Raw genomic sequence first — 23,486 nt, 5'->3', positions numbered from 1 at the left:
CCTAGATTGACCACGGCTGCTCCTTCGTTGAGGCGAGAATTTCGGCGAAGTGAAGCGCATGCTTATCGACGCCCCTCTTCAGCATCGCCCCCTCCAAATGGAACAGGCACGAGGCGTCTCCCCCAGTACAGATGTCGGCCCCTGAGCGCTCGATGTTGGCGATCTTCGCCTCCGCCATCGCGCCAGATACGTCCGGGTTCTTAAAGGAGAAGGTACCGCCGAAACCGCAGCACTCGGCGGCGTCTGGAAGCTCAGTGAACTCGATGCCCTCGACGCTGCGCACCAGATCCACCTGCCGGTCGCCCAGGCGCAGCAGGCGCTTTCCGTGACACGACGGGTGGTAGGTCACCGAGTGCGGGAAGTAGGAGCCGAGCTCCGCGGCGTTGGTGATTCCGAGAACGTCCACGAGGAACTGCGACAGCTCGTACGTGCGCTCGCCGGTATCAACGGCGGCCTGTTCCAGGCCCGAATCGCCTGCCCGGCGCGCGACCATCGCCTGCTGGTGCCGGGCGGAAGCAACGCACGACCCGGAGGGGGCGACGATGTACTCGGCGCCCTCGAAGGCCTTGACGTGGTTGCGCACCACCGGAACCACGTCGGCGAAGTAGCCGCTGTTGATGTGCATTTGGCCGCAGCAGCCCTGGCCCGCGGGGAAGGTCACCTCGTGGCCGAGGCGCCGCAAGATTCGGGTGGTTGCGATGGCCGCGGACGGAACCATTGCGTCCACGATGCATGTAGCAAAAAGCGCAATCTTCACGGGGACTCGCTTCCTGTGGTCGCCAAGGAGGGATGTAGGCGAATGATATCAACATTGGTGTCAGGCGGGATGGGTTTTCGCGCGAAAGGACCCCGGCGACGCATCGCCGAGGTCCCCATCTGTGCGCGATCTAACCTCGCGGGCTCAGATCCTCCGGCAAGACGTGCTCGCCGGTCTTATCCATGGTCAGCGCCAAGGAAGAAATGTAGCGCGGCGACCCGTCCGGGTTATCCGCTGCGGAGCGGATCACGTCGGGGCGCTCAACCTCCTCACCGGTGACGCAGCAGGTGAAGCGCTCATCGGAGGGGTTGCTGTGGGCGTCGAAAAGCGGCGCGTCGATGCCGTCGTCGTTACGGCGGCGGTAGTACTTACCCTTGGTCAGCACGGCGATCAGCGGGGTGGCCACCACCGCGATCAGCGCAGCGACCAGCGCCGAGTAGGGCTTGGCGGACTCGCCGAAAGCACCGAAGAACATCGCCACAGAGACGATCGCCGACAGCGCCAGCGAGCCGAGGCCCACCGGGTTGAAGTTGGCGATCATGCCGCGGCGGTACTCGGGGTACTCCGGGGAGATCTTCAGCAAGGACTTGTTGATCGCGATGTCCGCCGCGACCGTGAAGATCCAGGCGATGGCGAGGTTGGAGTAGAAGCCGAGCACGAAGCTGAGCATGCCGAACATGTTGAACTCCATCAGCGCCAGCGCGATGGCCAGGTTGAAGAACACGAAGAACGTGCGGCCCGGGTAGGACTTGGTGATGCGGGTGTACGAGTTCGTCCACGCCAGCGAGCCGGAGTAGGCGTTGGTGACGTTGATCTTGATCTGCGAGACCACAACCAAAAACACAGCGAGTGCCACTGCCAGCCAAGCGGGCATCATCTCCTGGTACAGGGCGAAGAACTGGCGCACCGGCTCGGAAGCCTCAGCCGCCGAGGCACCAAGGTGGCTCATGACATAGACCGCGAGGAACACACCGAGGATCTGCTTGGTCGCGCCGAAGAGGACCCAGCCCGGACCGGCCATGATCACGGAGGTCCACCACGACTTGGAGTTCTCCGGGGTCTTCGGGGGCATGAAGCGGATGTAGTCGATGTTCTCAGCGATCTGCGCCACCAAAGCGAGGCAGACGCCCGCGGCGAGCATCATCGCGGCGAAGCTCGTCTCACCGGAACCCTCACCGGTGTAGTTAAGGAACTCGGTGACGGTGCTTGGCTCCTGGACGACGAGGATGACCAGCGGGAGCACGATCATGACCAGCCACAGCGGGTTCGTCCACGTCTGCAGTTTGGACAAGAGCTTCATGCCGTAGATCACCAGCGGGAAGATGATCAGCGTGGATACGAGGTATCCCAGCCACAGCGGCACGCCGAGGCCCAGCCTCAAGCCTTGGGCCATGATGGCGCCTTCGAGAGCGAAGAAGATGAAGGTGAAGCTGGCGAAGATGATGTTGGTGACTACCGAGCCGTAGTAGCCGAAGCCCGAGCCGCGCGTGATCAGGTCAAGGTCTAAGTTGAACTTCGCTGCGTAGACCGCGAGCGGGAAGGATGAGACGAAGATCAATACCGCCGCGATGAGGATGCCGCCAATCGCGTTAGTCGTGCCGTGCGCGATGCCGATGCCTGCGCCGATGGAGAAGTCCGCGAGGTAGGCCATTCCACCGAGTGCAGAGCCTGCCACGGCTGCCGGGGTCCAGCGCCGGTAGCTCCGCGGCGCGAATCGAAGTGGGAAGTCATCGTTGAGTTTTGTTACCGGCGCTCCGGTGTCACCCACTTTAGTTGTTGTGCTCACTGCTGTTCTCGCTTTCCGTCAGGGCCCACGACAGTTTTCTAACTGTCGGTCGACAGGCTAGCTATTCCCGACACCCGTTTCAATAGGGCGATAGAAACCTTCTCCTGGTCAAGCGCACCACCCGACGTCTAGCAATCCAGGCAATTTCCCTGTTCACGGCAATTTATTCAAGACTCACCCACGTCGCGCGCCTCGCGGTCAATGTGAACAAGATCACCGCAAGACACGCGGCAGGCGCCTGATACCGGCCCCGATTCCGCTCGTGCGCCCAGGTATTTCCCCAGCCCTCTAGACCCCGGCCGAGGCCGCGACTCCCCTTCACCGCGATCAAGAAAATAGACTAAGCGGTATGCCGGGTGATAGATTTTGTCCCGACATACTTCACTTTTCCAAGGAGACCCCATGCAACTCAACCGAGTGCTCGCCACCCTGGCCGCCACCGGCATCGCCGCAACCAGCCTGGTTGCCTGCGGCACTGAATCCGCCAACACCGCCACCCCCGGCACCACGGGGGAAAACGGTGAAACCGTGATCAAGATCGGCACCACGGACGCCGACCAGCAGGCGTGGTCCGTGTTCAGCGATCTCGCCGCGGAGCAGGGCATCACCCTCGACATCGTGCAGTTCTCGGACTACGCACCGGTCAATGAGGCGCTCGCCCAGGGTGAGTTGGACGTGAATAAATTCCAGCACATCATGTACCTCGCCGAGTACAACAAGAACTCCGGCAACGACCTGCGCATCGTCGGCTCCACCGAGATCGTGCCCCTGGCCCTGTTCTGGAAGGACCACGACTCCCTCGACGGCATCGAGGGCGAAGAGGTCGCCATTCCGAACGACCCGTCGAACCAGGGCCGCGCCATCAACGTGCTCGTCCAAGCGGACCTGGTCACGTTGAGCGAGGGTGTAGCAGACCCGCTCGCCCCGACCCCGGCTGACATCGACAAGGCCGCGTCGAAGGTTTCTGTCGTGCCTGTCGACGCCTCCCAGACCCCGGCCGCCTACAACGAGGGACGCCCGGCGATCATCAACAACACCTGGCTCGACCGCGCTGGCATCGAGCCGGGCCTGGCCGTCTTCGAGGATGACCCGAACTCCCCCGAGGCCGAGCCGTACATCAACGTCTTCGCTTCCCGCAGCGGTGACATTGACAACGAGACGCTGAACAAGCTCGTCGAGATTTGGCACGACCCGAAGGTCACCGAGGCGGTCGCCCAGGACTCCAAGGGCACTTCGGTGCCGGTCAAGCGCGACAAGGCCGAGCTCAACGACATCTTGACCAACCTCGAATCGAACTAAGCCATAACGCACAGGAGGATTTAAGCGCATGAAGTTTTCCCGTTTTGCCGCCACTGTCGCCGCATCCACCATTGCCGCGACCAGTCTCGTCGCCTGCTCGACGGAATCCGGCTCCTCCGTCTCCGGGACGAACGCTCCGGGCGAGGGCAACGACACGGTGACCGTGAAGATCGGCACAACCGACGCCGACCAGCAAGCTTGGACCGCGTTTGAGGAAAAGGCCGAGGAAGAGGGCATCAAGCTCGACATCGTCCGGTTCTCGGAGTACCCGCCGGTCAACCCGGCGCTCGACGAGGACCAGATTGAGATCTCGAAGTTCCAGACCATCAACTACCAGGCGCAGTACAACGCCTCGGCGGGCAAGGATCTGCGCATCATCGGCTCCGGCGAAATCAACATCCTCGGGTTGTACTGGAAGGACCACGACTCCCTCGACGGCATCGAGGGCGAAGAGGTCGCCGTTCCGAACGACCCGTCGAACCAGGGCCGCGCGATCAACGTGCTCGTCCAGGCTGACCTGGTCACCCTGAAGCCCGGCGCGCCGACGCTGACCCCGACCCCGGCCGACATCGACGAGGCCGCGTCCAAGGTCTCGGTCGTCGCCATCGACGCCTCGCAGACGCCGTCGGCGTACAACGAGGGTCGCCCGGCCGTGATCAACAATAACTGGCTCTCCCGCGCCGGCATCGACCCGGCATCTGCGGTGGCCGCCGACGACCCGAACTCCGAGCTCGCCGAGCCCTACATCAACGTGTTCACGGTCAAGGCCGACCAGGTGGACAACGAGATCTTTGAAAAACTCGTCGAGGTCTGGCACTCCGACGAGGTCACCGAGGCGCTCAACCAGGATTCCGGCGGCACCGCCGTCCAGGTCAAGCGCGACAAGCAAGAGCTCAACGAAATCCTCGACCGTCTCGTGGAGGAGTACAAGTAGTGGCTTCCACCGGCACCCGGGTTGAGTTCCGGGACGTTTCCAAAGTGTTCACCACGGCCAAGCGCGAGGTGGTCGCCGTCGACGGCGTCACGCTGACCGTCGAGCCCGGCGAAATCCTCGGCGTCATTGGTTACTCGGGTGCCGGCAAGTCGACGCTCGTTCGCCTCATCAACGGCCTGGACATGCCCACGAGCGGCGAGCTGCTTCTCGACGGCACCAACATCGTCGGCATGAAGGAGCGCGAGCTGCGCAACATCCGCCGCGGCGTTGGCATGATCTTCCAGCAGTTCAACCTGTTCAATTCGCGCACCGCCGCCGGCAACGTTGAGTACCCGCTGACCTTGGCCGGCATGCCGTCGGCCGAACGCAAGCGTCGAGTAGCGGAATTGCTCGAGTTCGTCGGCCTGTCCGATCGCGGCAAGAACTACCCCGAGCAGCTTTCGGGCGGCCAGAAGCAGCGCGTCGGCATCGCCCGCGCGCTCGCCACCAACCCCTCGCTTTTGCTTGCCGACGAAGCCACCTCCGCCCTCGACCCCGAAACCACCCGCGAGGTCTTAAGCGTGCTGCGCCGAGTCAACGAAGATCTCGGGATCACCATCGTCGTGATCACGCACGAGATGGAGGTCGTGCGCGCCATCGCGGACAAGGTCGCGGTGATGGAAAACGGCAAGGTTGTGGAGTACGGCTCGGTCTACGAGGTGTTTTCCAAGCCGCGCACGCACGTGGCGCAGCGCTTCGTGTCCACCTCGCTGCGCAACACGCCGGATGAGGTCGAAGCCCGCGAGCTGCTCGCGGAGCCCGGCCGCCTGTTCACCGTGGACCTGAGCGAAAACTCTGGGTTCTTCGGCGCCGTGGAGTCCGCGCGCGCCGCTGGCGTGAGCGTCCAGCCGGTCCACGGTGGTGTGACCACCCTGCAGAACCACTCCTTCGGCAAGATGACGGTGCGCCTCAACGGCGACGACGCCGCGATCAGCCAGTTTTTGGCCACGCTCCAGCGCACCACCGACATTCAGGAGATCGTCCGATGAACACTTCCATCCTCGCCCAGCCCAACTGGGAACGCCTCGGCCCCACCTTCATCGAGGCCATCGGCGACACCTTGTTCATGGTGTCCATCACCATGGTCATCGGCGGTTTCTTCGGCCTGATCCTCGGCGTGTTCCTCTACACCACGCGCCCGGGCGGGATCCTGAAAAACCGCGCGGTCTACTGGTTGATCAACGTGCTCGTGAACTTTTTCCGGCCGATCCCCTTCATCATCATGATCGCGATGCTCTACCCCATCACGCTGCAGGTGGTGGGCACGACGATCGGCCGCTCGGCGGCGACGTTCGTGATGTGCGTCGCGGCCACGTTCACCGTCGCGCGCATCGTGGAACAGAACTTGGTGTCCATCGACCCGGGCATGATCGAGGCGGCGCGTTCCATGGGTGCCGGCCCATGGCGCATCATCCGCACCGTGATCCTGCCCGAGGCGCTCGGCCCACTGATTTTGGGCTACACCTTCATCTTTATCGCCGTGATCGACATGTCGGCAATGGCGGGCTACATCGGCGGCGGCGGCCTCGGCGACTTCGCCATCGTCTACGGCTACCACCAGTTCGAGCCCGCCGTGACCTTCGCGGCCGTGATCGTGATCGTGATCATGGTGCAACTCGCCCAGTTCTTGGGCAGCTGGCTGTCCAAGAAAGTCATGCGCCGCTAGAGCGCGCGATCTTTTCGACACCCCACACAACGCCCTCCTTCGGTTCATCGCCGCAAGAGGAGATAACCCCGGATACTGCGCTGCGGCGCATGGTGACATCGAAGGTTGCGTTCGTGGAGGCGTCGATTAGCTTTATGCGCGCCTCGTCCTCGCCGACCTCCTCGCCCACGACCTGCAGCTGGCCGTAGGTGATGCGCGTTCCCTCCGCCGCGAGCTGTGCGGCGACGCCGACCTCCGCCGCCTGCGCCGCGGGCGAGAAAATGCCGCGGCCGCGGTTGCCGGGCACGAAGTACTGCCCGCGCATCGCGTCGGCGATCATCGCCTCGGTGGCCTCGAGATTCATCCGCCCGAAGCTGTAGCCCCACGGCATGAGCAGCAGCGTGGCGGCGAAGCGGTGGCCCTTGATGTGGGAGGTCTCCCACACCACGTCGCTGCCCCGGTTGAAGGGGTAGAGCTTTTCCAGTTCGTTGACGAGCGGGCGGCCTTTGACCGCGCAGCAGCGGTCCCGCCTGCCGTGCGTGCACACCAGAACCAGCGGGGCCAGCCGCGCCATCGCGTGGTTGCGGCCGGGCCCCGACAGGTCGAGATCCAAGATCGCCTCGGGACCGTCGACGTGCTTGACCTCGGTCAGCCCGATGCTGGTGTGGATGATGTAGAGGTGGTGGTCGTCGATACGCCTGCCCTCGCGCGTGGGGTGGCGGATGAGCTGCAGGGACGCGCCGAACTTTTTCAGGTGAGCTTTGATCTTGGCGGTGAGCTCGTCGCCGAGTGTGTCGCCGTCGAGAACGTCGTGGCTCCACGGCCCCGGCCATTCGAGCAGCACGTACACATCGCCCTGCTTGGCTGTTCCCGGCAGAGGCTCCACTTCCACATCTGAACAGAAGATGTCGTCGGCGCTCGGACTCATAGCGTCTACCTTACCCGGTGAATTAGGCAACAGTTTTGTAACCTTTTTATCTCAGTGGTGCTCGTGATTTCGTTCTAACGCTACGACTGGATACGGTGACAGATATGTCTTTGGTGGTTAGACGTTTACGGGGAATAGGTGTCGCGATCGCCGCGACCGCATTCGCCGTATCTTCGTGCGCTGCCCCGGATTCCTCGACCACCGCTGCGGATACCGTCTCGGCAAAGGTCGGTGTCGCCCAACGCGGGGCGTACGCTTCGCCAGCGGCCATGGACCAGTCCCCCAAAACGCAGCGCCCCGCCGAGCCCGCGCATCTCGCGGTATCGGCGATCACGATCGACAGCCACAGCGGGTTCGACAGGCTCACCGTCGATTTCGCGGGCACCGGCGAGCCGGGGTGGTTTGTCAACTACGTGCCCTCCCCGCTGCAGGAAACCGCAGGCAAACCCGTCAAAGTGGCAGGCAGCTCCTACCTCAACATCAATATCGACGGCACAATCAGCCGCTCCGAAGCCGGCCTCGACGCGGCAACACCCATCGACATCTCGTCGAGCTCCTCGAACGTGGTCGACATCGTCCACGCGGGCACGTACGAGGGCCGCGCCCAGATCGTCGTCGGCTTGCGCTCGACCCTGCCTTACTCGGTTCAGCTTCTCGACGACCCCACGCGCCTGGTCGTCGACATCTCCAAGGCCTGACTCACCTTCTAGCCGTACACCGCCTCCACCCGCCAGCGTTGCCGCGTCCACATCAGAAGCCACCCGCACGGCTCGCTGCCGTTTTCGCGCGTGCCCACCACCTGCAGCCGCGCGACTCTGTTGGCCACCCCGGCCCACCAGCCTTCGTCCACCGGCCATGGGCCTGCCCACCCGGTGACCAGGTACCGCTTGTCACCCCACCCCAGCGCGTAGGGTGCGGATGTAAGGAGCACCTCGGCGGTGACTCCGACTGGTTTGGCGGTGGCGTCGATAAGCAGCACTTTGGAGGATGGGTGTTCGATGCCCCCGCCGAGGCGCGCCGGAAGCGGCGGGGGGATTGCCCCCGGCCACGGCGCCGCCTGCGGCTCGTTGACGCTTTCTCCGTACGGCACCAGCTCGATGCGCTCGGCCACGCCGCGCCCGCCGACGAGCCTGGGCTGCACCACAGCGTCGATGCCGAGCTGCGACTGCACCCGCTCCACCACGCGGCGCGCCTCATCCGTGGTTGTCCCGTCCGCCCACAGCTCGCCGACGACCTCGGGCTGCGCCAGCTCGAGCGGCTCGAGGATCAGCGAGGTGATCTGGCCTGCGCCGCCTCCGGTGAGCCAGCCGTCGAGCTGCCAGCGCACCCGGTCCGCCGTGGCGGACTCACTTAAGCCCTCCCGGGTGCGCCACACGCGCTCAACGCGCTCGCCGCTGCCCAGCTCCGCGGTGACTTTCAGACGCAGGCACACCTTCCCCGCCTCCTTGAGCCGCTCGTGCAGGCTCGCCGCCAGGGCGCGGGCCGCGAACGCCGCCGCGTCGACGCGCTCGATCGGGTCCTCAGGGGTGATCGCCACCGCCAGGTCCGCCACGGGCAGCTCCGGGGCGACGCGGCGGTCCGGTGCCGCGCGGGCGATGCGGTGGATGTACGTGCCGCGCGCGCCGAAGCGCGTGGACATCGCCGTTGCGGGCACGTTGGCGATGTCGCCTAGGGTGGCCAGGCCGAGCTGGCCGAGCGCCTTGACGGTCTCCGCGTCGGCCGCCAGAGCCACCTCGGCGAGCAGGACGCGCAGCGGCTGCGCCGCCAGGAACTGCGCCGACTCGCCCTTCGGGACAAGCGCCGAGGACCGCGTAGCGACGATCGCCGTGGCCAGCTCGTCCGCCGCCCCGGCAAAGGCATCGATACCGCGGCGCGCGGCGGCGTCGATAAGCATCTCAACCGCGATGTCCTCGCCGCCGTGGAACTTCGCGGCGGCGGCGAGATCCACCACGACCAGCCCTGGGCGCACAACCTCGACGGAGGAGGCGACGTCGTCGAAACCCGCGGCCAGGGCCGCGAACATCCGCCCGTCGCGATCTGGGTTGTCCTCGACAACCGTGAGCTCCGGGACCAGCGCCTGGGCGTGGCGCAGCAGCATCCCCCGGCGCAGCCCGCGGGAGCGCGCCTGGCGCGAGCACACCTTGATGCGGTGCTGCGCGACCACGGCGACGGGCTCGGGCAGCGCATCGTCGGCGTCGAGGCGCGCAGCCTGCACGGGCCAGTCCGGAAACCAGATCGCGGCCACCCGCATCTCACCTCACCGCCCTCACGCCCGCGGGCCGCGGGGCCTGGCCCAGGGTGATCACCGTCGAGGCGGTGCGGCGCCCGGCCGCTTCGACGCGCATGTCCATGCCCACGATGCGCCCGGCGCCGCGGCCGATGCCGTGGAACCCGGCGAGTGTACCGGTGATGCTCAGCGCCGGCGAGGGGACCCGGGCGTTGACCGTGAGCAACGCAGCTTTCCCCTTGCGCACGCGCGCCAACAGCGGCCTCGCGCGCACCGGGCTCAGGTTCAAGGGCTGGGGCGTGTGCAGCACCACTAGGTCGAGGCCCTCGACCAGCACCCCGGCGACGGCCAGCGGGTCGATGCCCGGCTCGGGCACCGCGATGACCCGTTCTAGGGTGGCCACACCGGCGTAGGAGAGCTCGGGCCAGCCCACCACGGCTGCGAACCCTCCCTCGGCGGTGACGCAGTCGATGATCTCCACCACCAGCGCGGGCGTGTCGCTGATGTGGGTCACAGCCCGGCGCGGCACCCCACCATCAGGCAAAACGCGGTGGAACTGGTCACCGACTCCGAGCACGTCCGCGTCCGGCAAGACGCGCTGCGGCGCGTGCGCCCCCATATCGGCCATGCGCGAACGCAGCTCAGCGATGCGCTCGGCCCGGGTGGGCTCGAGCGCCTGCGGCTCCGCGGATAGTCGAATAGGTGTTCCACTCACGCCACTAAGTATGCACCCGCGCCGCGACACCGGCAACAGGCGAGGTCGAACGTACTTTCTATGATTTTACGGCGCTAATCCAACGCGCGGTCCGCCGCCCAGCGCGTCAACTGGTGCCGGTTCGACGTTTGCGTCTTGCGCAGGATATTCGACGCGTGCGTCTCCACCGTTTTCACCGAAATGAACAGCTGCGTGCCAATTTCCTTGTAGGTGTAGCCGCGGGCGAGGAGGCGGAGAACTTCCAGCTCGCGCCTGGTGAGGGCGTCGACAAGCGGGTCCTCAACCTTGACGGGCTCGCCCTCCGGGTCTTCGACCACCCCGCCGGAGGCGAACGCGTCGAGCACGAACCCCGCCAGCCGCGGGGAGAAGTAGGCATCCCCGCCGTGGACGCGCTCAATGGCCTCGGCAAGCTCGTCGCCCGCGATGTTTTTGGTCACGTACCCGCGGGCCCCGGCGCGGATCAGCGCGATGACGTCCTCGGCGGCGTCCGAGACCGACAGTGCCAAAAACTTTGTCGACGCGGCCACGCCCCGAATCACCGCGAGGCCGCCGCCGTCGGGCATGTGGACGTCGAGAAGCACGACGTCCGGCTCTTGGGCGTTGATGCCGCGGGTTGCCTCCGTGACCGTGCCCGCCTCCCCGGCGATGTCGAACCTGGAGGCGAGCTCGGCGCGCACGCCGGCGCGGAAAACGGAGTGATCATCAACCAGGAAGACTTTCATAGCCCCCAACTTACAGGGCGGCGTAGCATGGGGCCCGCCCACGAAAACACCGTATCTATTTCACCGAGAGGAGCCCATGACCTCTACCGATATCCTTTGGGAACCAATCACCGCCGGCGCCCTGAAGCTGCGTAACCGAGTGATGCAAGCACCGATGGGCAGGCTGCGCGCGGCCGCCGACGGCACGCCGACGCCCCGCATGGTGCGCTACTTCCGCGACCGCGCCTCCGTCGGGCTGCTCGTCACCGACGGCACCTCGCCCTCGCAGGCGGGCCGCGTCCAGTTCCTCCAGCCCGGCATCTACGACGATAAGCACATCCCCGCCTGGCGCAAGGTCACCGACGCAGTGCACGACGCCGGCGGAACCATCGTGGTCCAGCTCATGCACGCGGGCTGGAACACGCACTCGGAGATCACCGGTCTACCCGTGGAGGCGCCCAGCGCCGTCGCCCACGACGGCCACACCCGCGACGCCGAGGGCAACCACCTGCCCTACGCCACGCCTGCGGAAGCCACGATCGAGCAACTCGAGCGCGCCCGGGGCGAGTTCGTCGCCGCGGCGCGCCGCGCGATGGACGCCGGGTTCGACGGCGTCGAGCTCCACGCCGCGAACGGCTACTTCCTGCACACCTTCTTGGGCAAGAACTCCAACGTCCGCGACGACGAATACGGCGGCACCCCCGCCAAGCGCGCCGCGTACCCCATCTCGGTTGCCCAAGCCGTCGCCGCGGAGATCGGCGCCGACCGGCTCGGCATCCGCATCTGCCCGGGCGTGAGCATCCAGGGCGTCGACGAGTCCGACCAGGACCACACGCTGGCAACCTACGCCGTGCTTGTCGACGCCCTGTCCGACACCGGCCTCGCCTACATCTCGCTTGAGCAGCCCGACCTGGCCGGCCCGTGCGCGCAGCTTGTGCGCGACCGTTTTGCCGGCACCATCTTCGCCAACACGACCATCTTGGAAAAGCGCACCAGCTCGCGCGAGGAGGCCGTGGCGATGGTGGAAAACGGCTGGGCGGACGGGCCCGCGGTGGCGCGCCCGCTTCTGGCCAACCCGGACCTGATCGAGCGCTGGAAGACCGGCGCCGCGGAGAACACCCCGGATGCTTCCACGTTCTACACCGGCGGGGACACCGGCTACAACGACTACCCCGCTCTGTAGCGCCTAGACGCTCAAGCTCAGCTCAACCTCGGTGCCCTCGCCTATCGACGACCGCACCACCGCGCGTCCCCCGGCGCGCTCCATGCGTCCCACGATGGAGTCGCGCACCCCGTGGCGGTGCTCCGGCACCGCGTCGACGTCGAAGCCCGAGCCCCGATCGCGCACGAACACGCTGAGCTCACCGGCGAGGTTTTCCACGTACACGTCAAGCGTGTCCACGCCAGCGTGCTTGGCGGAGTTGGCCATGGCCTCGCGCGCGGCGAGCACGATCGGTTCCGTCGCCTCGCTAAAGGCCACGTCCTCGCCGACGGTGACCGGGCGGATCACCACCGAGTAGAGGTCCTCGACCTCCCCCGCCGCTTTGTGCAGCGCGGCGAACACCGTGGCGGTCGTGTGCTTACTGCGCGTGTCCTCAGCGTCGAAAAGCCATGTGCGCAGCTCGCGCTCCTGGCCGCGCGCGAGCCTGGCGACCTCCTCGGGGTCGCTGGCCCGCTTTTGAATCAGCGCCAGCGTCTGCAACACCGAATCGTGAAGGCGCGAGGCGATTTCCGCGCGTTGGTCCGCCACGGCCTTGGCTTGGCGCTCCTCCACAAGTGAAGACGCCAGGCGCACGATGAGCGGGACGACGAGCAGCAGCACGCCGAACATGCTGGCCACGACCGCGACCACGATGTTGGCCGTGCCCGCGGCCTCGCCCGACAGCGCGATCGCCAGCACCCCGCCCATCACCAGCACGATGCCCAACGCCAGCGCCACGACATTGCTTGCCGACGACATCCCCCGGTCGTACGCCTGCCACGCCACCACCGCACCAACGGCGACGACGCCCAGGATGAAGGAAAACGCGCCACCGGCGCCGCCGACCACCGTGATCGACACGGCCGCCCCCGCCAAACCGACCGCCGCCATCAGCACGTACGACACCCGCGGCCAATCGCCGGTCGCATTGGCGTCAGGGGGTGTCTTCGTGGCTTCTAGCGGGGTAAACACCCACAGCAGCGCGTACAGGATCAGCCCCAAACCGCTGGCGAAGCACGACAGGGCCAACGCGATGCGCACCCACTGCACCCGCACCCCAAGGTGCGTGGCCAGCCCCGCCGCCGCTCCCGCAACGACGCGGCCGGAGCGGCGCCGCTCGAAACGCGGGTACAGCCGCCCCGGGGCAGGGGTATACGCGGTGGTAGAAGTCATGCCCCCGATTGTTGCACTTAAACTTCTCAGGCAAATCAGGGATAACCCTGAACCGCGAAATCAGGGCGCTTCCCGATAGCGCTTCGAGGCCCTCACGCGCGATCCTTAAGTCATGGACACCAACACCAGCATCGAGACAACGCTCAAAGACATGTGGTACACCCGCCCCGTACGCATTCCCAAAAGCCAGGGCGGCAACGCCCTGGTCGCCGGCGTGTGCGAGGGCATCGGAGCCCGCTACCAAATCGACCCCATCATCGTCCGCCTCGCCTTCGTCGGCCTGACCCTGACCTTCGGCGGCGGCATCTTCGTCTACCTCCTGCTGTGGATGAACATGCCCCGCTACGGCATGACCACCTCGCCATGGCGCGCCATCAACACCCCTAAAGTCCAGCTCAGCGCGCTGGAAAAGAAGGACCGCGACACCGGCTGGGCACTGCTTGTCGGCCTGATCATCTTCCTGCCCTCCATCACGATCGGCACGGGCGGCCTCGCCACCGCGTCCGTGATCACCCTCTTTATCGCCACCGGGGCGTTTTACCTGCTGCACCGCGCGCATCCCGCACCGCCGGCGGGGCTAAGCGTCTCCACCAGCGCCACCACCGCTGGGCCGCAGGTTGAAACCTCCCACCTCACAACCCCCGCCGGCTACCCGCACCCCACCGTGGGTCGCACCACCCCGCCGCAGTGGGATCCCCTCGGCGTTGCCCCCGAGCTCTGGCACCTGCCGGAACCGCCAACGGAGCCCGTCGTCACGCAAGCGCCCAACCGTAACCGGTGGGTGGGGTGGCTCGTCGGCCTAGGCATCGCGTTGTTCACGGCGATTGTCCTGGTCAGCGCAGCCGGCGCATACATCATCTACAAACCCGAGGTGCCGGTGGACACCACTATCACCGCAACCGACGACCTCGCGTCCTCCTACAGCTCGGGCATCGGCGATGCGACGCTCGACCTGTCTGGCCTGAAGCCGCTTGACGACGACCGCGAAGTCGACGTCCAGCACGGAGTGGGCACCCTCACGATCATCCCTCCTCGGGACACCCGCGTGGAGTTCGCGTGCGGGGAAGGTATCGGAACCCACAACTGCCCAGACACACTCAACGAGGACGCCGACGGCGGGGTGCTGCAGCTCAACGTCACCGTTGGTATCGGTGACATTGAGGTTCGCGCGGCGTAGGGCTACTCCCACTCGATGGTCCCCGGCGGCTTCGACGTGATGTCCACAACCACGCGGTTGACCTCAGAGACCTCGTTGGTAATGCGAGTGGAGATGGTCTCGAGCACCTCATACGGCACGCGCACCCAATCAGCCGTCATCGCGTCTTCCGAGGCGACCGGGCGCAAAACGATCGGGTGGCCGTAGGTGCGTCCGTCGCCCTGGACACCGACGGAGCGGACGTCGGCAAGCAGCACCACCGGGCACTGCCAGATCTGGCTGTCCAGGCCCGCGCGGGTGAGCTCCTCGCGCGCGATCGCATCCGCCTGGCGCAGCGTCTCCAGACGCTGCTCGGTGACCTCGCCGATGATCCTGATGCCCAGGCCCGGGCCCGGGAAGGGCTGGCGGTTGACGATCACCTCGGGCAGGCCCAGCTCGCGTCCGACGGCGCGCACCTCGTCCTTGAACAGCAGCCGCAGCGGCTCAACGAGCTTGAACTCGACGTCGTCAGGCAGCCCGCCCACGTTGTGGTGGCTCTTAATGTTCGCGGTGCCCGTTCCCCCGCCGGATTCAACAACGTCCGGGTACAGCGTGCCCTGCACCAGGAAATCCACGGTGTGGTCCGACAGCACGGTGCTCACGGCGCGCTCAAAGGAGCGGATGAACTCCGCGCCAATGGCCTTGCGCTTCGCCTCCGGCTCGGTCACACCCGCCAGCTTGTCCAAGAACGCCTCGCGCTCGTCGACGGTGACCAGCTTCGCGCCGGTCGCGGCGACGAAGTCCTGCTCCACCTGTTCGCGCTCGCCCAGGCGCAGCAGGCCGTGGTCGACGAAGACGCAGGTCAGACGGTCGCCGATGGCGCGCTGCACGAGTGCCGCAGCGACGGCGGAGTCTACGCCGCCGGACAGGCCGCAGATCGCGTGCCCGTCCTCACCGATCTGCTCACGCACCTGCTCAATGAGCTGCTCGGCAATGTTCGACGCCGTCCACGACTGCTCCAAGCCCGCAATGTCGGTTAAAAAGCGCGTAAGCACCTGCTGCCCGTGCGGCGAGTGCATGACCTCCGGGTGGTACTGAACACCCGCAAACCGCTTCTCGACGTTCTCAAAAGCCGCCACGGGAGCACCCGGCGTCGACGCGGACACCACGAAACCCTCCGGGGCCTGGGTAACGGAATCACCGTGGCTCATCCACACGGGGTGCTCGGTCGGCAGACCGCCGTGGAGCACCCCGTCGGTGCTCAGCATCGTGGTCCGCCCGTACTCGCGCGCGCCGGTCTTCTCTACCTTGCCGCCGAGCGCTTGGGTCATCACCTGGAAGCCATAGCAGATGCCGAAGATGGGCAACCCCAGCTCAAAGATCTCGGGGTCGAGCTGCGGCGCGCCCTCCTCGTAGACGGATGAGGGACCGCCGGAAAGCACGAGCGCCACGGGGTTTTTCTCCCGCACCTCCGCGGCTGTCACCGTGGAGGGAACGACTTCCGAGTACACGCGGGCTTCGCGCACGCGGCGAGCAATGAGCTGCGCGTACTGGGCTCCGAAATCGACAACAAGGACGGGGCGCTGCTGGGCTGTAGTCACAACTGCAGATATTAGCCGACGCGCCGCCGGCGAAAATACTCCGGCAGCGCTAGCGCTGAACCGTCAGACCAACCTTCTGGAACGACTTGATGTCCGTGTAACCGCACTTTGCCATGATGCGGCGCAAACCTCCGACCACGTTTGTCGTCCCGTTGGGTTCCGCAGCGGGGCCGTGGAGCACCCGCTCGAGGGGGATACGCTTGCCGAACAGATCGTAGGGCTCTACCGAACCCCGCGGGTAGCGCGGGTGCGCGGCCGCCGATTCCCAGTAGTAGCCCTGACCCCCCGCTTCCTCTGCCTGGGCAAGCGGCAGGCCAAGCATCACGGCGTCCGCGCCGCAGGCGATCGCCGCGGCGACATCCCCGCTGCTGAGAATCTCCCCGTCGGCAATCACGTGGACGTAGCGCCCGCCCGTCTCGTCGAGGTACTCGCGGCGCGCTGCAGCGACGTCGGCGATGGCGGTGGCCATGGGCACTCCCACGCCGACCGAGGGGTAGCTCGACACCGCTCCGGAGCCGACGATGACGCCCGCCGCGCCGGCGCGCATCAGGTGGGTTGCGGTGGTGTAGTCGTACACCGCGCCCGCGATCACGGGCACCTCGAGGCTGCCGATGAACTCTTTCAGGTCCAGCGGCTCCCCGCCCCGCTTGACGTACTCCGCGGAGATGACCGTGCCCTGGATAAACAGGAGCTCGGCCCCGGCCTTGATCACAACCGGCGCGAGTTCGCGGGCGTTCTGCGGGGAGACGCGCACGGCAACGGTCACCCCGGCGTCGCGGACTTGGGCGATGCGCTCGGAAAGCAGGTCGTGGTCGAGCGGCGCGGCGTGCAGCTCTTGCAGGGCAGCCGTGGTGTCACGGCTTGCGCGGCGAAACTCCGAAATCGAGTAATCGGAATCAGCGACTTCGCTTTTCACACCGGACCCCACAACGCGGGATACGGCCTCCTCGAACGAGGCGTGGCGCGCCAGGATCCCCTCGGCGTTGAGCACGCCCAGACCGCCGCGCTTTCCCATCTCGATCACGAACTCGGGGCTCGCCAGCGCATCCGTCGGGTGCGCAACCAGCGGCATGTCGAAGGTGTAGGCGTCGATGTGCCAGCTCGTGTCCACGTCCGAGGAGGACCTCGTGCGACGCGAGGGCACCAGAGAGATATCGCCTAGCCGGTATGCCTTGCGGGCCTCGCGCCCGATTCCGATCTCCACGTAATCGCGCATGTACGTTCGCTTTCTTGGGTAGTGGTCAGGTGGGCGTCGATAAACGGATGCTTAGCCGCGGTAGTTGGGGGCCTCGACGGTCTGGGTGATGTCGTGCGGGTGGGACTCGCGCAGGCCAGCGGTGGTGATCTGCACAAACTGCTTGGTTTGCAGCTCTTCGACCGACGACGAGCCGGTGTAGCCCATCGCCGCGCGCAAACCGCCAACAATCTGGTGCGTAATCGAGTCGAGCTCACCGCGGTACGGCACGCGCCCCTCGATGCCCTCCGGCACCAGCTTATCCTCGCTGGCGACATCCGCCTGGAAGTAGCGGTCCTTGGAAAACGAACGCTTCTCCCCCGACAACCCACGGCCCTGCATCGCGCCCATCGAGCCCATGCCGCGGTAGCGCTTGTACTGCTTGCCGCCCACGACGACGATGTCGCCCGGGGCCTCCTTTGTCCCCGCCAGCATCGAGCCCAGCATCACCGTGGATGCGCCCGCCGCCAGCGCCTTAGCGACGTCGCCGGAATGCTGCATGCCGCCGTCGGCGATCACCGGCACCCCTGCCTTGTGCGCCGGCACCGACGCCTCAAGGATCGCCGTGATCTGTGGCGCGCCCACGCCAGCGACGACGCGCGTGGTGCAAATCGAACCCGGGCCTATACCAACCTTGATGGCGTCCGCACCGGCATCGATCATGGCCTGGGCCGCGCTGCGGGTGGCGAGGTTGCCGCCGATAACATCGACCCGGTCGCCGAAGTCCTTCTTCACCCGCGCGACCATCTCGAGCACGCGGTTGTTGTGCGCGTGCGCCGAATCGACCACCAGCGCATCGACGCCGGCCTCGACCAGGAGCCCGGCGCGGTCGTAGGAGTCCTCGCCGGTGCCGATCCCGGCGGCCACCAGCAGCCGGCCCTGGCTGTCCTTCGACGCGTTGGGGTACTGCTCGGACTTGACGAAGTCCTTCACGGTGATCAGGCCGGTCAGCGACCCAGCCTCGTTAACGATCGGCAGCTTTTCCACCTTGTTGGCCGATAGCAGCGCCAGCGCTTCCTCCTTGGACACCCCGTCGCGGGCCACCACGAGCGGCATTGCCGTCATCACCTCGGACACGGAGCGGTCAAAATCCGCCTCGAAGCGCATGTCGCGGTTGGTGATGATGCCGACGAGGGTGCCCGAGTCATCGACGACAGGCAGGCCGGAGATGCGGAACCGGGCGCACAGCGCGTCGACGTCGTGCAGCGTCATCTCGGGAGAGGCGGTGACGGGATCCGAAATCATTCCGGACTCAGAGCGCTTCACAATGTCGACGTGCTCCGCTTGGTCCCGGGCGCTTAAGTTGCGGTGCAACACGCCGATACCGCCCTGACGCGCCATAGCGATCGCCATACGCGACTCGGTGACGGTATCCATCGCGGCAGACGCGATCGGGATGCCAAGCCGGATGTTGCGGGTGAACTGCGTCGCCGTCGATACCTCGGAGGGGACGATGTGGGATTCGGCGGGAAGCAGCAACACGTCATCGAAGGTCAGGCCGCGCAGAGCCACCTTGTTTGGGTCGTCTCCGCCTGTGAGTACTCGCTCGGTCGCCATAAACCGCATCTCCCCTTAAATAGAAAAGCCGATGTTCATCCCGGTCGTTTACGTCATGATATATCGCGGCACCGGAATTGCCCCATGTCGGGCTGGGCAATTAGGGTTAGGCAGTGTGAACTATGACGATATGATGCCCCTCGACCCGTTCAAGGATGACCCGAACGATCCGGCATCGTTTATCGAGGACGACGAAGTCGTCGAACCGCTCACCGACGAGGAGCGCGTCCACATCATCCGCGACCTCGCCCAGGTCCGCGAGTTCAAGGACGTTCTGCGCCCGCGCGGCATCCTAGGCATCTACTTCCTGTGCGAGGATTGCGAAGAGATGCACTACTATGACTGGGAAATTATGGAGCAGAACATGCTCGCCACGCTCAACGGTGAGCTGCCCCCGGTCCACGAACCAAGCGCCCAGCCCAACGTCGAGGCGTACGTGCCGTGGGATTACGCCCTGGGCTACCTCGACGGGCTCGACGCGCGCTAGCTAACGCAAGGCCGCCTCGTTCGCCGTTGACGGCGAGGCGGGCGGCGGTGTCGGCTCGCCCGTTGGCGTCGTCGCCGTAACCGGGGCGGCGCTGGTCGGCGCGGGCTCGGTGACGGTCTGCGTCACCGTCACGGTCTGCGTGACCGTCGCGGCCGGTTCGGAGGCAGGCTGCGGGTTATCGGAGGGCTCGGCCGCAACCGGAGCCGGGGCCTGCGGCTGCAGGGTCTCCGTCACCGTGACGGTGACGTTATTCTCCGGGTTCTCCGGGTTCTCCGGAGCTGCTGGGGCGTTTTCGCGCGCACCAATGGCGTTGACAAGCGCGCGTGCCTGATTCAGCAGGTTGCGCGCGCCCTCGACATCGCCCTTCGCGCTGGCGACCTCGAGCTCTTCGAGCGTGCTGGCAAGCTCGACCACGGAGGTGCGCTCGCCGAACACGGCGGTCGATGCACCCCACAGCGGGGAACCGGGCGTGGCGTTGTACAGTGCGGTGCCGGATCCAGCCACGATGACGGTCGCCGCGGCAGCGCCGACCAGGCCCGCGAGCAGCGGGTGGGGGCGCTTGTGGCGAGCAGGGGTCTTCACGACGGGGGCCGGGGGCATCTCTTGGTGGACGTCGTCACGCAGCTCAAGGAGCATCGCGGCGAGCGGATCGCTGCCGCCGGACGGATCCTCGCCGCGGGAGAGTGCGGTGAGGAACGCGTCGTCGTCGACAAGCGACTGCAGCTCTGGCGTGCTGTCGTTGCCGTTATAGTGACGACTCATAGCTCCCACCTTCTTGGATAGCTTTTCTCAGGGTGGCTAGGGCGCGGTGCTGCGCCACTCGTACAGCGCCTGCGGTGCCGCCGACGGCCTCCGCTGTTTCCTCAGCGGAGAGTCCGACAAACACGCGCAGGATGATGATGTCTCTAGCCTTATCACTCAGTAAATCGAGAAGTTCACGAACTCTGTTACTACCATCGCTGACCAGTATGAACTCCTCCGGTGTCTCGCCGGAAAGTTCCTCGTCTGGAACCTGCTCCGTCGGGGAGAGCTTGTCACGCGCCAGGCTTCGGTGCGCGTCGGCAACCTTGTTGAACGCGATGCCGTAAACGAACGCCATGAACGGCTTGCCGCGATCAACGTACTTCTCAATCGAGGTCGCCACCGCGAGGCAGATTTCCTGCGCAACGTCTTCGGGTGTGGGCATGCGTCCCCCGCCAAGCCGAGCGCGGGCGTAGCGCAGCACGAGCGGGTGTATGAGCCGCACCACGTCCTGCAGGGCGCGGCGGTCACCCGCTGCAGCCAGCGGAACTAAATCCGCGAGCTGGCTGTCTACTTCCGACGCAGCCACTGCACTCCCTTCCGCACCCATTCACAGTTGGCGCACATCCTACGTTGCCGTACCTTAAACGGGCTAACTGAGGTGGGTAAATGGTCTTATTGGGGGCTATCGTCAAGAATTCACCGAGCTTTAACCTTCATCAAACTCCCAGCTTACTGCCATTATTTTCGCGGGCCTTTCAGGCTTTCAAGCTCAGCGTAACCCTCGCGAAACTCTACGTTAACCATGGCAGACTTAACTTCCTCCTTGGTGCACACACCGCAGCTATACAAAGGAAAACGCTGTGTGAATCCTCGTTCTCACGGCGCCGCGGATAAAGGAGTCTCAACTTTCATGTCTCAGCCTCAGCAGCTTCCCGGACCGAACGCAGATTTTTGGGATTGGCAGCTCCACGGCGCCTGCCGCGGCGAAGCATCAGAGGTGTTCTACCATCCGGACGGCGAGCGAGGACGCGCCCGCACCCAGCGTGAAAACCGCGCCAAGGCCATCTGCTACAACTGCCCGGTGCTGTCGCAGTGCCGCGACCACGCGCTGCAGGTAGCCGAGCCCTACGGCATCTGGGGCGGCATGAGCGAGTCCGAGCGCCAGGCCATCCTGCGCGCCGGCTCCTCGCGCGGCGGGATGAAGGTCGCCGCGGTCTCCGCGAAGTAGACACCTTAAAAAAGGGCCCCTCGCAAGGGGCCCTTTTTACGTGCGCTCTAACTAGTGGTGGTGGTGGTGATGACCGTGGTCGTCGCCGGACTCAGCCGGCTTGGTCACCACGGACGCCTCGGTGGTCAGGATCATCCGCGCCACGGACGCGGCGTTGACCACTGCGGAGTGGGTCACCTTCACCGGGTCGATGATGCCCTCCTCGATGAGGTTGCCGTACTCGAGCGTGGCGGCGTTGAAGCCTTCGCCGTTGGAGCGCTCCGCGACCTTGGACACCACAACGGCGCCATCAAGGCCCGCGTTCTCCGCGATCCAGTAGGCAGGCTTGGTCAGCGCGCGCGACACCGCGAGCACGCCGGTGCGCTGCTCACCCTCGAAGTTGTCGGCATACGCCTCGAGCTCGCGGGAGATCTGCACGAGGGCGGAGCCGCCGCCGGCGATGATACCCTCCTGCACGGCTGCGCGGGCCGCGTTGATCGCGTCCTCGACGCGCAACTTGCGCTCGTTGACCTCGGTCTCGGTGGCAGCACCGACGCGGATGACGGCGACACCGCCGGACAGCTTGGCCAGGCGCTCCTCCATCTTTTCCTTGTCCCAGGTCGAGTCCGTGGCCTCGATGTCGCGGCGGATCTTCGCGCGACGCTCCTCGACGGCCTCGGCGGAGCCGGCGCCGTCGACGATGATGGTGTCATCCTTGGTCACCGTGACGCGGCGGGCGGAACCGAGCAGGTCCAGGGTGGCGTCCTTGAGGTTAACGCCGACCTCCGGGTCGATCACGGTGGCGTCGGTGACCACCGCGAGGTCGTCCATGAACGCCGCGCGGCGCTCGCCGAAGTACGGGGACTTTACGGCAACGACCTTCAGCGACTTGCGGATGGTGTTGACCACCAGCGTCTGGAGCGGCTCGCCCTCGACGTCCTCGGCGATGATGAGCAGCGACACGGATTCCGCGGCGATCTGCTCCAGCAGCGGCAGGAAGTCGGGCAGCGAGGAGATCTTGCCGCGCACCAGCAGCACGCGGGCGTCGTCAAGCACTGCCTGGCCGGCGTCGGGGTCGGTCATGAAGTACGGCGAGAGAAATCCCTTGTCAAAGGAGATGCCCTCGGTCAGGTCAACGTAGGAGTCCATGGTCTGGGACTCCTCGACGGTGACAACGCCGTCCTTGCCCACCTTGTCCATCGCGCCGGCGACCATCTCACCGACCTCCGAGTCGCGCGAGGACACGGTGGCCACGTTGGCGATCTCCGCCGAGGCGGAGACTGCGGTGGCGCGGGCCTTGAGCTCCTCGACGGCCTTCTCGGCGGCGGCCTTGATGCCCTTGTTCAGCTCGACGGGGTTCGCGCCCGCGGCGACGTTGCGCAGGCCCTCGGCGACGAGCGCCTGGGCGAGCAGGGTCGCGGTGGTGGTGCCGTCGCCGGCGATGTCGTTGGTCTTGACGGCGACGGACTTGACCAGCTGCGCGCCGAGGTTTTCAAACGGGTCCTCGAGGTCAATCTCGCGGGCGATGGTCACGCCGTCGTTGGTCACTGCCGGGCCGCCGAAGGCCTTGGACAGGACCACGTTGCGGCCGCGCGGGCCGAGGGTGACCTTCACAGCGTCGGCGAGAATGTCCACGCCGCGCTGGATGCCCTCACGGGCCTCTTGATCAAATGCAATAAGTTTTGCCATGGGTGGCTCTAGACCCCGTTCCTACTTCTCGACAACGGCGAGCAGGTCGCGGGCGGAGAGCAGCAGGTACTCCTCGCCGTTGTACTTCAGCTCGGTGCCGCCGTACTTGGAGAACACGACGGTGTCGCCCTCCTTGACGTCGACGGGTACGCGGTTGCCGGAGTCGTCGAGACGGCCCGGGCCCACAGCGATGACGACGGCTTCCTGCGGCTTCTCAGCGGCAGAATCGGGGATGACCAGGCCGGAAGCGGTGGTGGTCTCCGCCTCAGCGATCTGAACCAGGACCTTGTCCTCGAGCGGCTTGATGTTGACGTTTGCCATGATCGATCAATGACCTTTCGTGATGTTTTGAGCGTGAGTGAATTACTTCAGTCGGTTTTCATCCAGCTGCAGCCGTCGTCGCGGGTGAACAACTGTGCTCAATGCA

The 23,486-nt window shown here is 65.9% G+C and carries 23 protein-coding genes; 9 read left to right on the top strand and 14 right to left on the bottom strand.

Translation table 11 applies throughout. The features are described 5' to 3' along the window. Position 1 precedes the first annotated feature (1 nt). Both RIU96_RS04550 and RIU96_RS04545 read right to left on the bottom strand, forming a co-directional pair. The gene (locus RIU96_RS04550; RefSeq protein ID WP_144772366.1) at positions 2-757 is read right to left on the bottom strand and encodes a (Fe-S)-binding protein; all 756 of its coding nucleotides are present in this window, start codon (positions 755-757) and stop codon (positions 2-4) included. A gap of 130 nt (positions 758-887) precedes the next feature. Beyond that, complete coding sequence (locus RIU96_RS04545; protein ID WP_259823963.1) at positions 888-2,543, bottom strand: purine-cytosine permease family protein; 1,656 nt, start codon at positions 2,541-2,543, stop codon at positions 888-890. A 402-nt stretch (positions 2,544-2,945) separates the two neighbouring features. Here RIU96_RS04545 and RIU96_RS04540 point away from each other — a divergent pair, with 402 nt between their 5' ends. The 4 genes from RIU96_RS04540 to RIU96_RS04525 are packed head-to-tail and all read left to right on the top strand — an operon-like array spanning position 2,946 to position 6,481. Beyond that, on the top strand, positions 2,946-3,842 hold the full coding sequence (locus tag RIU96_RS04540) for a MetQ/NlpA family ABC transporter substrate-binding protein (RefSeq protein ID WP_144317390.1): 897 nt from the start codon (positions 2,946-2,948) through the stop codon (positions 3,840-3,842). Positions 3,843-3,870: 28 nt separating this feature from the next. After that, positions 3,871-4,776 (top strand): MetQ/NlpA family ABC transporter substrate-binding protein, encoded by a 906-nt coding sequence (locus RIU96_RS04535; RefSeq protein WP_136650846.1) that lies wholly within the window; start codon positions 3,871-3,873, stop codon positions 4,774-4,776. Further along, positions 4,776-5,804 carry a methionine ABC transporter ATP-binding protein gene (locus tag RIU96_RS04530; RefSeq protein WP_181729962.1) on the top strand — a complete coding sequence of 343 codons (1,029 nt, stop codon included), beginning with the start codon at positions 4,776-4,778 and terminating at the stop codon, positions 5,802-5,804. The genes RIU96_RS04535 and RIU96_RS04530 overlap by 1 nt, the downstream gene beginning before the upstream one ends. Further along, the gene (locus tag RIU96_RS04525; RefSeq protein ID WP_311205144.1) at positions 5,801-6,481 is read left to right on the top strand and encodes a methionine ABC transporter permease; all 681 of its coding nucleotides are present in this window, start codon (positions 5,801-5,803) and stop codon (positions 6,479-6,481) included. The genes RIU96_RS04530 and RIU96_RS04525 overlap by 4 nt, the downstream gene beginning before the upstream one ends. On the opposite strand, the gene RIU96_RS04520 is transcribed toward RIU96_RS04525, so the two are convergent. Continuing rightward, positions 6,468-7,388 carry a ferredoxin family protein gene (locus RIU96_RS04520; protein WP_311205143.1) on the bottom strand — a complete coding sequence of 307 codons (921 nt, stop codon included), beginning with the start codon at positions 7,386-7,388 and terminating at the stop codon, positions 6,468-6,470. The genes RIU96_RS04525 and RIU96_RS04520 overlap by 14 nt on opposite strands. Before the next feature lie 269 nt (positions 7,389-7,657). Here RIU96_RS04520 and RIU96_RS04515 point away from each other — a divergent pair, with 269 nt between their 5' ends. Continuing rightward, positions 7,658-8,086: an AMIN-like domain-containing (lipo)protein gene (locus tag RIU96_RS04515; protein WP_144822723.1), complete on the top strand. Its 429-nt coding sequence runs from the start codon at positions 7,658-7,660 to the stop codon at positions 8,084-8,086. Between the two features lie 8 nt (positions 8,087-8,094). Here RIU96_RS04515 and RIU96_RS04510 read toward each other — a convergent pair whose 3' ends face one another. The 3 genes from RIU96_RS04510 to RIU96_RS04500 form a co-directional block, all read right to left on the bottom strand. After that, entirely contained in the window at positions 8,095-9,639 is a 1,545-nt protein-coding gene (locus RIU96_RS04510; RefSeq protein ID WP_144822722.1) for a Y-family DNA polymerase, read from the bottom strand. 1 nt (position 9,640) lies between these two features. After that, positions 9,641-10,330 (bottom strand): DnaE2-dependent mutagenesis accessory factor ImuA', encoded by a 690-nt coding sequence (locus tag RIU96_RS04505; protein WP_311205142.1) that lies wholly within the window; start codon positions 10,328-10,330, stop codon positions 9,641-9,643. A gap of 74 nt (positions 10,331-10,404) precedes the next feature. Then, the gene (locus tag RIU96_RS04500) at positions 10,405-11,052 is read right to left on the bottom strand and encodes a LuxR C-terminal-related transcriptional regulator (RefSeq protein WP_144317397.1); all 648 of its coding nucleotides are present in this window, start codon (positions 11,050-11,052) and stop codon (positions 10,405-10,407) included. A 76-nt stretch (positions 11,053-11,128) separates the two neighbouring features. Here RIU96_RS04500 and RIU96_RS04495 point away from each other — a divergent pair, with 76 nt between their 5' ends. Next, positions 11,129-12,214 (top strand): oxidoreductase, encoded by a 1,086-nt coding sequence (locus tag RIU96_RS04495; RefSeq protein WP_144739910.1) that lies wholly within the window; start codon positions 11,129-11,131, stop codon positions 12,212-12,214. A 3-nt stretch (positions 12,215-12,217) separates the two neighbouring features. On the opposite strand, the gene RIU96_RS04490 is transcribed toward RIU96_RS04495, so the two are convergent. Next, a complete protein-coding gene (locus RIU96_RS04490; RefSeq protein ID WP_144317399.1) occupies positions 12,218-13,405 on the bottom strand; it encodes an ATP-binding protein in 1,188 nt (395 codons plus the stop codon). A gap of 112 nt (positions 13,406-13,517) precedes the next feature. Between RIU96_RS04490 and RIU96_RS04485 the strand changes: the two genes are divergently transcribed. Next, complete coding sequence (locus RIU96_RS04485; protein ID WP_144739913.1) at positions 13,518-14,582, top strand: PspC domain-containing protein; 1,065 nt, start codon at positions 13,518-13,520, stop codon at positions 14,580-14,582. A gap of 2 nt (positions 14,583-14,584) precedes the next feature. Here RIU96_RS04485 and guaA read toward each other — a convergent pair whose 3' ends face one another. From guaA to guaB, 3 genes are read right to left on the bottom strand one after another with little or no spacing between them, the layout of a single operon-like run. Further along, the gene (gene guaA / locus RIU96_RS04480) at positions 14,585-16,141 is read right to left on the bottom strand and encodes a glutamine-hydrolyzing GMP synthase (protein ID WP_136650836.1); all 1,557 of its coding nucleotides are present in this window, start codon (positions 16,139-16,141) and stop codon (positions 14,585-14,587) included. Between the two features lie 49 nt (positions 16,142-16,190). After that, the gene (locus RIU96_RS04475; RefSeq protein WP_136650835.1) at positions 16,191-17,357 is read right to left on the bottom strand and encodes a GuaB3 family IMP dehydrogenase-related protein; all 1,167 of its coding nucleotides are present in this window, start codon (positions 17,355-17,357) and stop codon (positions 16,191-16,193) included. Between the two features lie 51 nt (positions 17,358-17,408). Then, positions 17,409-18,932, bottom strand: a complete 1,524-nt coding sequence (guaB, locus tag RIU96_RS04470; protein WP_136650834.1) for an IMP dehydrogenase — start codon at positions 18,930-18,932, stop codon at positions 17,409-17,411. Positions 18,933-19,047: 115 nt separating this feature from the next. Between guaB and RIU96_RS04465 the strand changes: the two genes are divergently transcribed. After that, a complete protein-coding gene (locus tag RIU96_RS04465) occupies positions 19,048-19,419 on the top strand; it encodes a DUF5319 domain-containing protein (protein WP_170228610.1) in 372 nt (123 codons plus the stop codon). Here RIU96_RS04465 and RIU96_RS04460 read toward each other — a convergent pair whose 3' ends face one another. Both RIU96_RS04460 and RIU96_RS04455 read right to left on the bottom strand, forming a co-directional pair. Continuing rightward, entirely contained in the window at positions 19,420-20,181 is a 762-nt protein-coding gene (locus RIU96_RS04460) for a hypothetical protein (RefSeq protein ID WP_311205141.1), read from the bottom strand. Further along, positions 20,165-20,749: a sigma-70 family RNA polymerase sigma factor gene (locus tag RIU96_RS04455; protein ID WP_375542975.1), complete on the bottom strand. Its 585-nt coding sequence runs from the start codon at positions 20,747-20,749 to the stop codon at positions 20,165-20,167. The genes RIU96_RS04460 and RIU96_RS04455 overlap by 17 nt, the downstream gene beginning before the upstream one ends. 324 nt (positions 20,750-21,073) lie before the next feature. Here RIU96_RS04455 and RIU96_RS04450 point away from each other — a divergent pair, with 324 nt between their 5' ends. Continuing rightward, positions 21,074-21,391, top strand: a complete 318-nt coding sequence (locus RIU96_RS04450; protein ID WP_136650832.1) for a WhiB family transcriptional regulator — start codon at positions 21,074-21,076, stop codon at positions 21,389-21,391. 51 nt (positions 21,392-21,442) lie between these two features. On the opposite strand, the gene groL is transcribed toward RIU96_RS04450, so the two are convergent. Both groL and groES read right to left on the bottom strand, forming a co-directional pair. Next, positions 21,443-23,059, bottom strand: a complete 1,617-nt coding sequence (gene groL, locus RIU96_RS04445) for a chaperonin GroEL (RefSeq protein ID WP_301717222.1) — start codon at positions 23,057-23,059, stop codon at positions 21,443-21,445. A gap of 21 nt (positions 23,060-23,080) precedes the next feature. Then, the gene (groES, locus tag RIU96_RS04440; protein WP_006839505.1) at positions 23,081-23,380 is read right to left on the bottom strand and encodes a co-chaperone GroES; all 300 of its coding nucleotides are present in this window, start codon (positions 23,378-23,380) and stop codon (positions 23,081-23,083) included. Positions 23,381-23,486: the final 106 nt, after the last annotated feature.

The sequence above is a fragment of the Corynebacterium sp. Z-1 genome (genome assembly GCF_031844665.1).
Classification (GTDB): domain Bacteria; phylum Actinomycetota; class Actinomycetes; order Mycobacteriales; family Mycobacteriaceae; genus Corynebacterium; species Corynebacterium sanguinis.
This window is presented reverse-complemented; position numbering and strand designations above follow the sequence as displayed.

Coding starts and splice junctions, on each gene's coding strand:
- RIU96_RS04540 (WP_144317390.1), top strand. CDS start 2,946: ATGCAACTCAACCGAGTGCTCGCCACCCTGGCCGCCACCGGCATCGCC.
- RIU96_RS04535 (WP_136650846.1), top strand. CDS start 3,871: ATGAAGTTTTCCCGTTTTGCCGCCACTGTCGCCGCATCCACCATTGCC.
- RIU96_RS04525 (WP_311205144.1), top strand. CDS start 5,801: ATGAACACTTCCATCCTCGCCCAGCCCAACTGGGAACGCCTCGGCCCC.
- RIU96_RS04520 (WP_311205143.1), bottom strand. CDS start 7,388: ATGAGTCCGAGCGCCGACGACATCTTCTGTTCAGATGTGGAAGTGGAG.
- RIU96_RS04515 (WP_144822723.1), top strand. CDS start 7,658: ATGGACCAGTCCCCCAAAACGCAGCGCCCCGCCGAGCCCGCGCATCTC.
- RIU96_RS04510 (WP_144822722.1), bottom strand. CDS start 9,639: ATGCGGGTGGCCGCGATCTGGTTTCCGGACTGGCCCGTGCAGGCTGCG.
- RIU96_RS04500 (WP_144317397.1), bottom strand. CDS start 11,052: ATGAAAGTCTTCCTGGTTGATGATCACTCCGTTTTCCGCGCCGGCGTG.
- RIU96_RS04495 (WP_144739910.1), top strand. CDS start 11,129: ATGACCTCTACCGATATCCTTTGGGAACCAATCACCGCCGGCGCCCTG.
- RIU96_RS04490 (WP_144317399.1), bottom strand. CDS start 13,405: ATGACTTCTACCACCGCGTATACCCCTGCCCCGGGGCGGCTGTACCCG.
- RIU96_RS04485 (WP_144739913.1), top strand. CDS start 13,518: ATGGACACCAACACCAGCATCGAGACAACGCTCAAAGACATGTGGTAC.
- RIU96_RS04475 (WP_136650835.1), bottom strand. CDS start 17,357: ATGCGCGATTACGTGGAGATCGGAATCGGGCGCGAGGCCCGCAAGGCA.
- guaB (WP_136650834.1), bottom strand. CDS start 18,932: ATGGCGACCGAGCGAGTACTCACAGGCGGAGACGACCCAAACAAGGTG.
- RIU96_RS04460 (WP_311205141.1), bottom strand. CDS start 20,181: ATGAGTCGTCACTATAACGGCAACGACAGCACGCCAGAGCTGCAGTCG.
- RIU96_RS04450 (WP_136650832.1), top strand. CDS start 21,074: ATGTCTCAGCCTCAGCAGCTTCCCGGACCGAACGCAGATTTTTGGGAT.
- groL (WP_301717222.1), bottom strand. CDS start 23,059: ATGGCAAAACTTATTGCATTTGATCAAGAGGCCCGTGAGGGCATCCAG.
- groES (WP_006839505.1), bottom strand. CDS start 23,380: ATGGCAAACGTCAACATCAAGCCGCTCGAGGACAAGGTCCTGGTTCAG.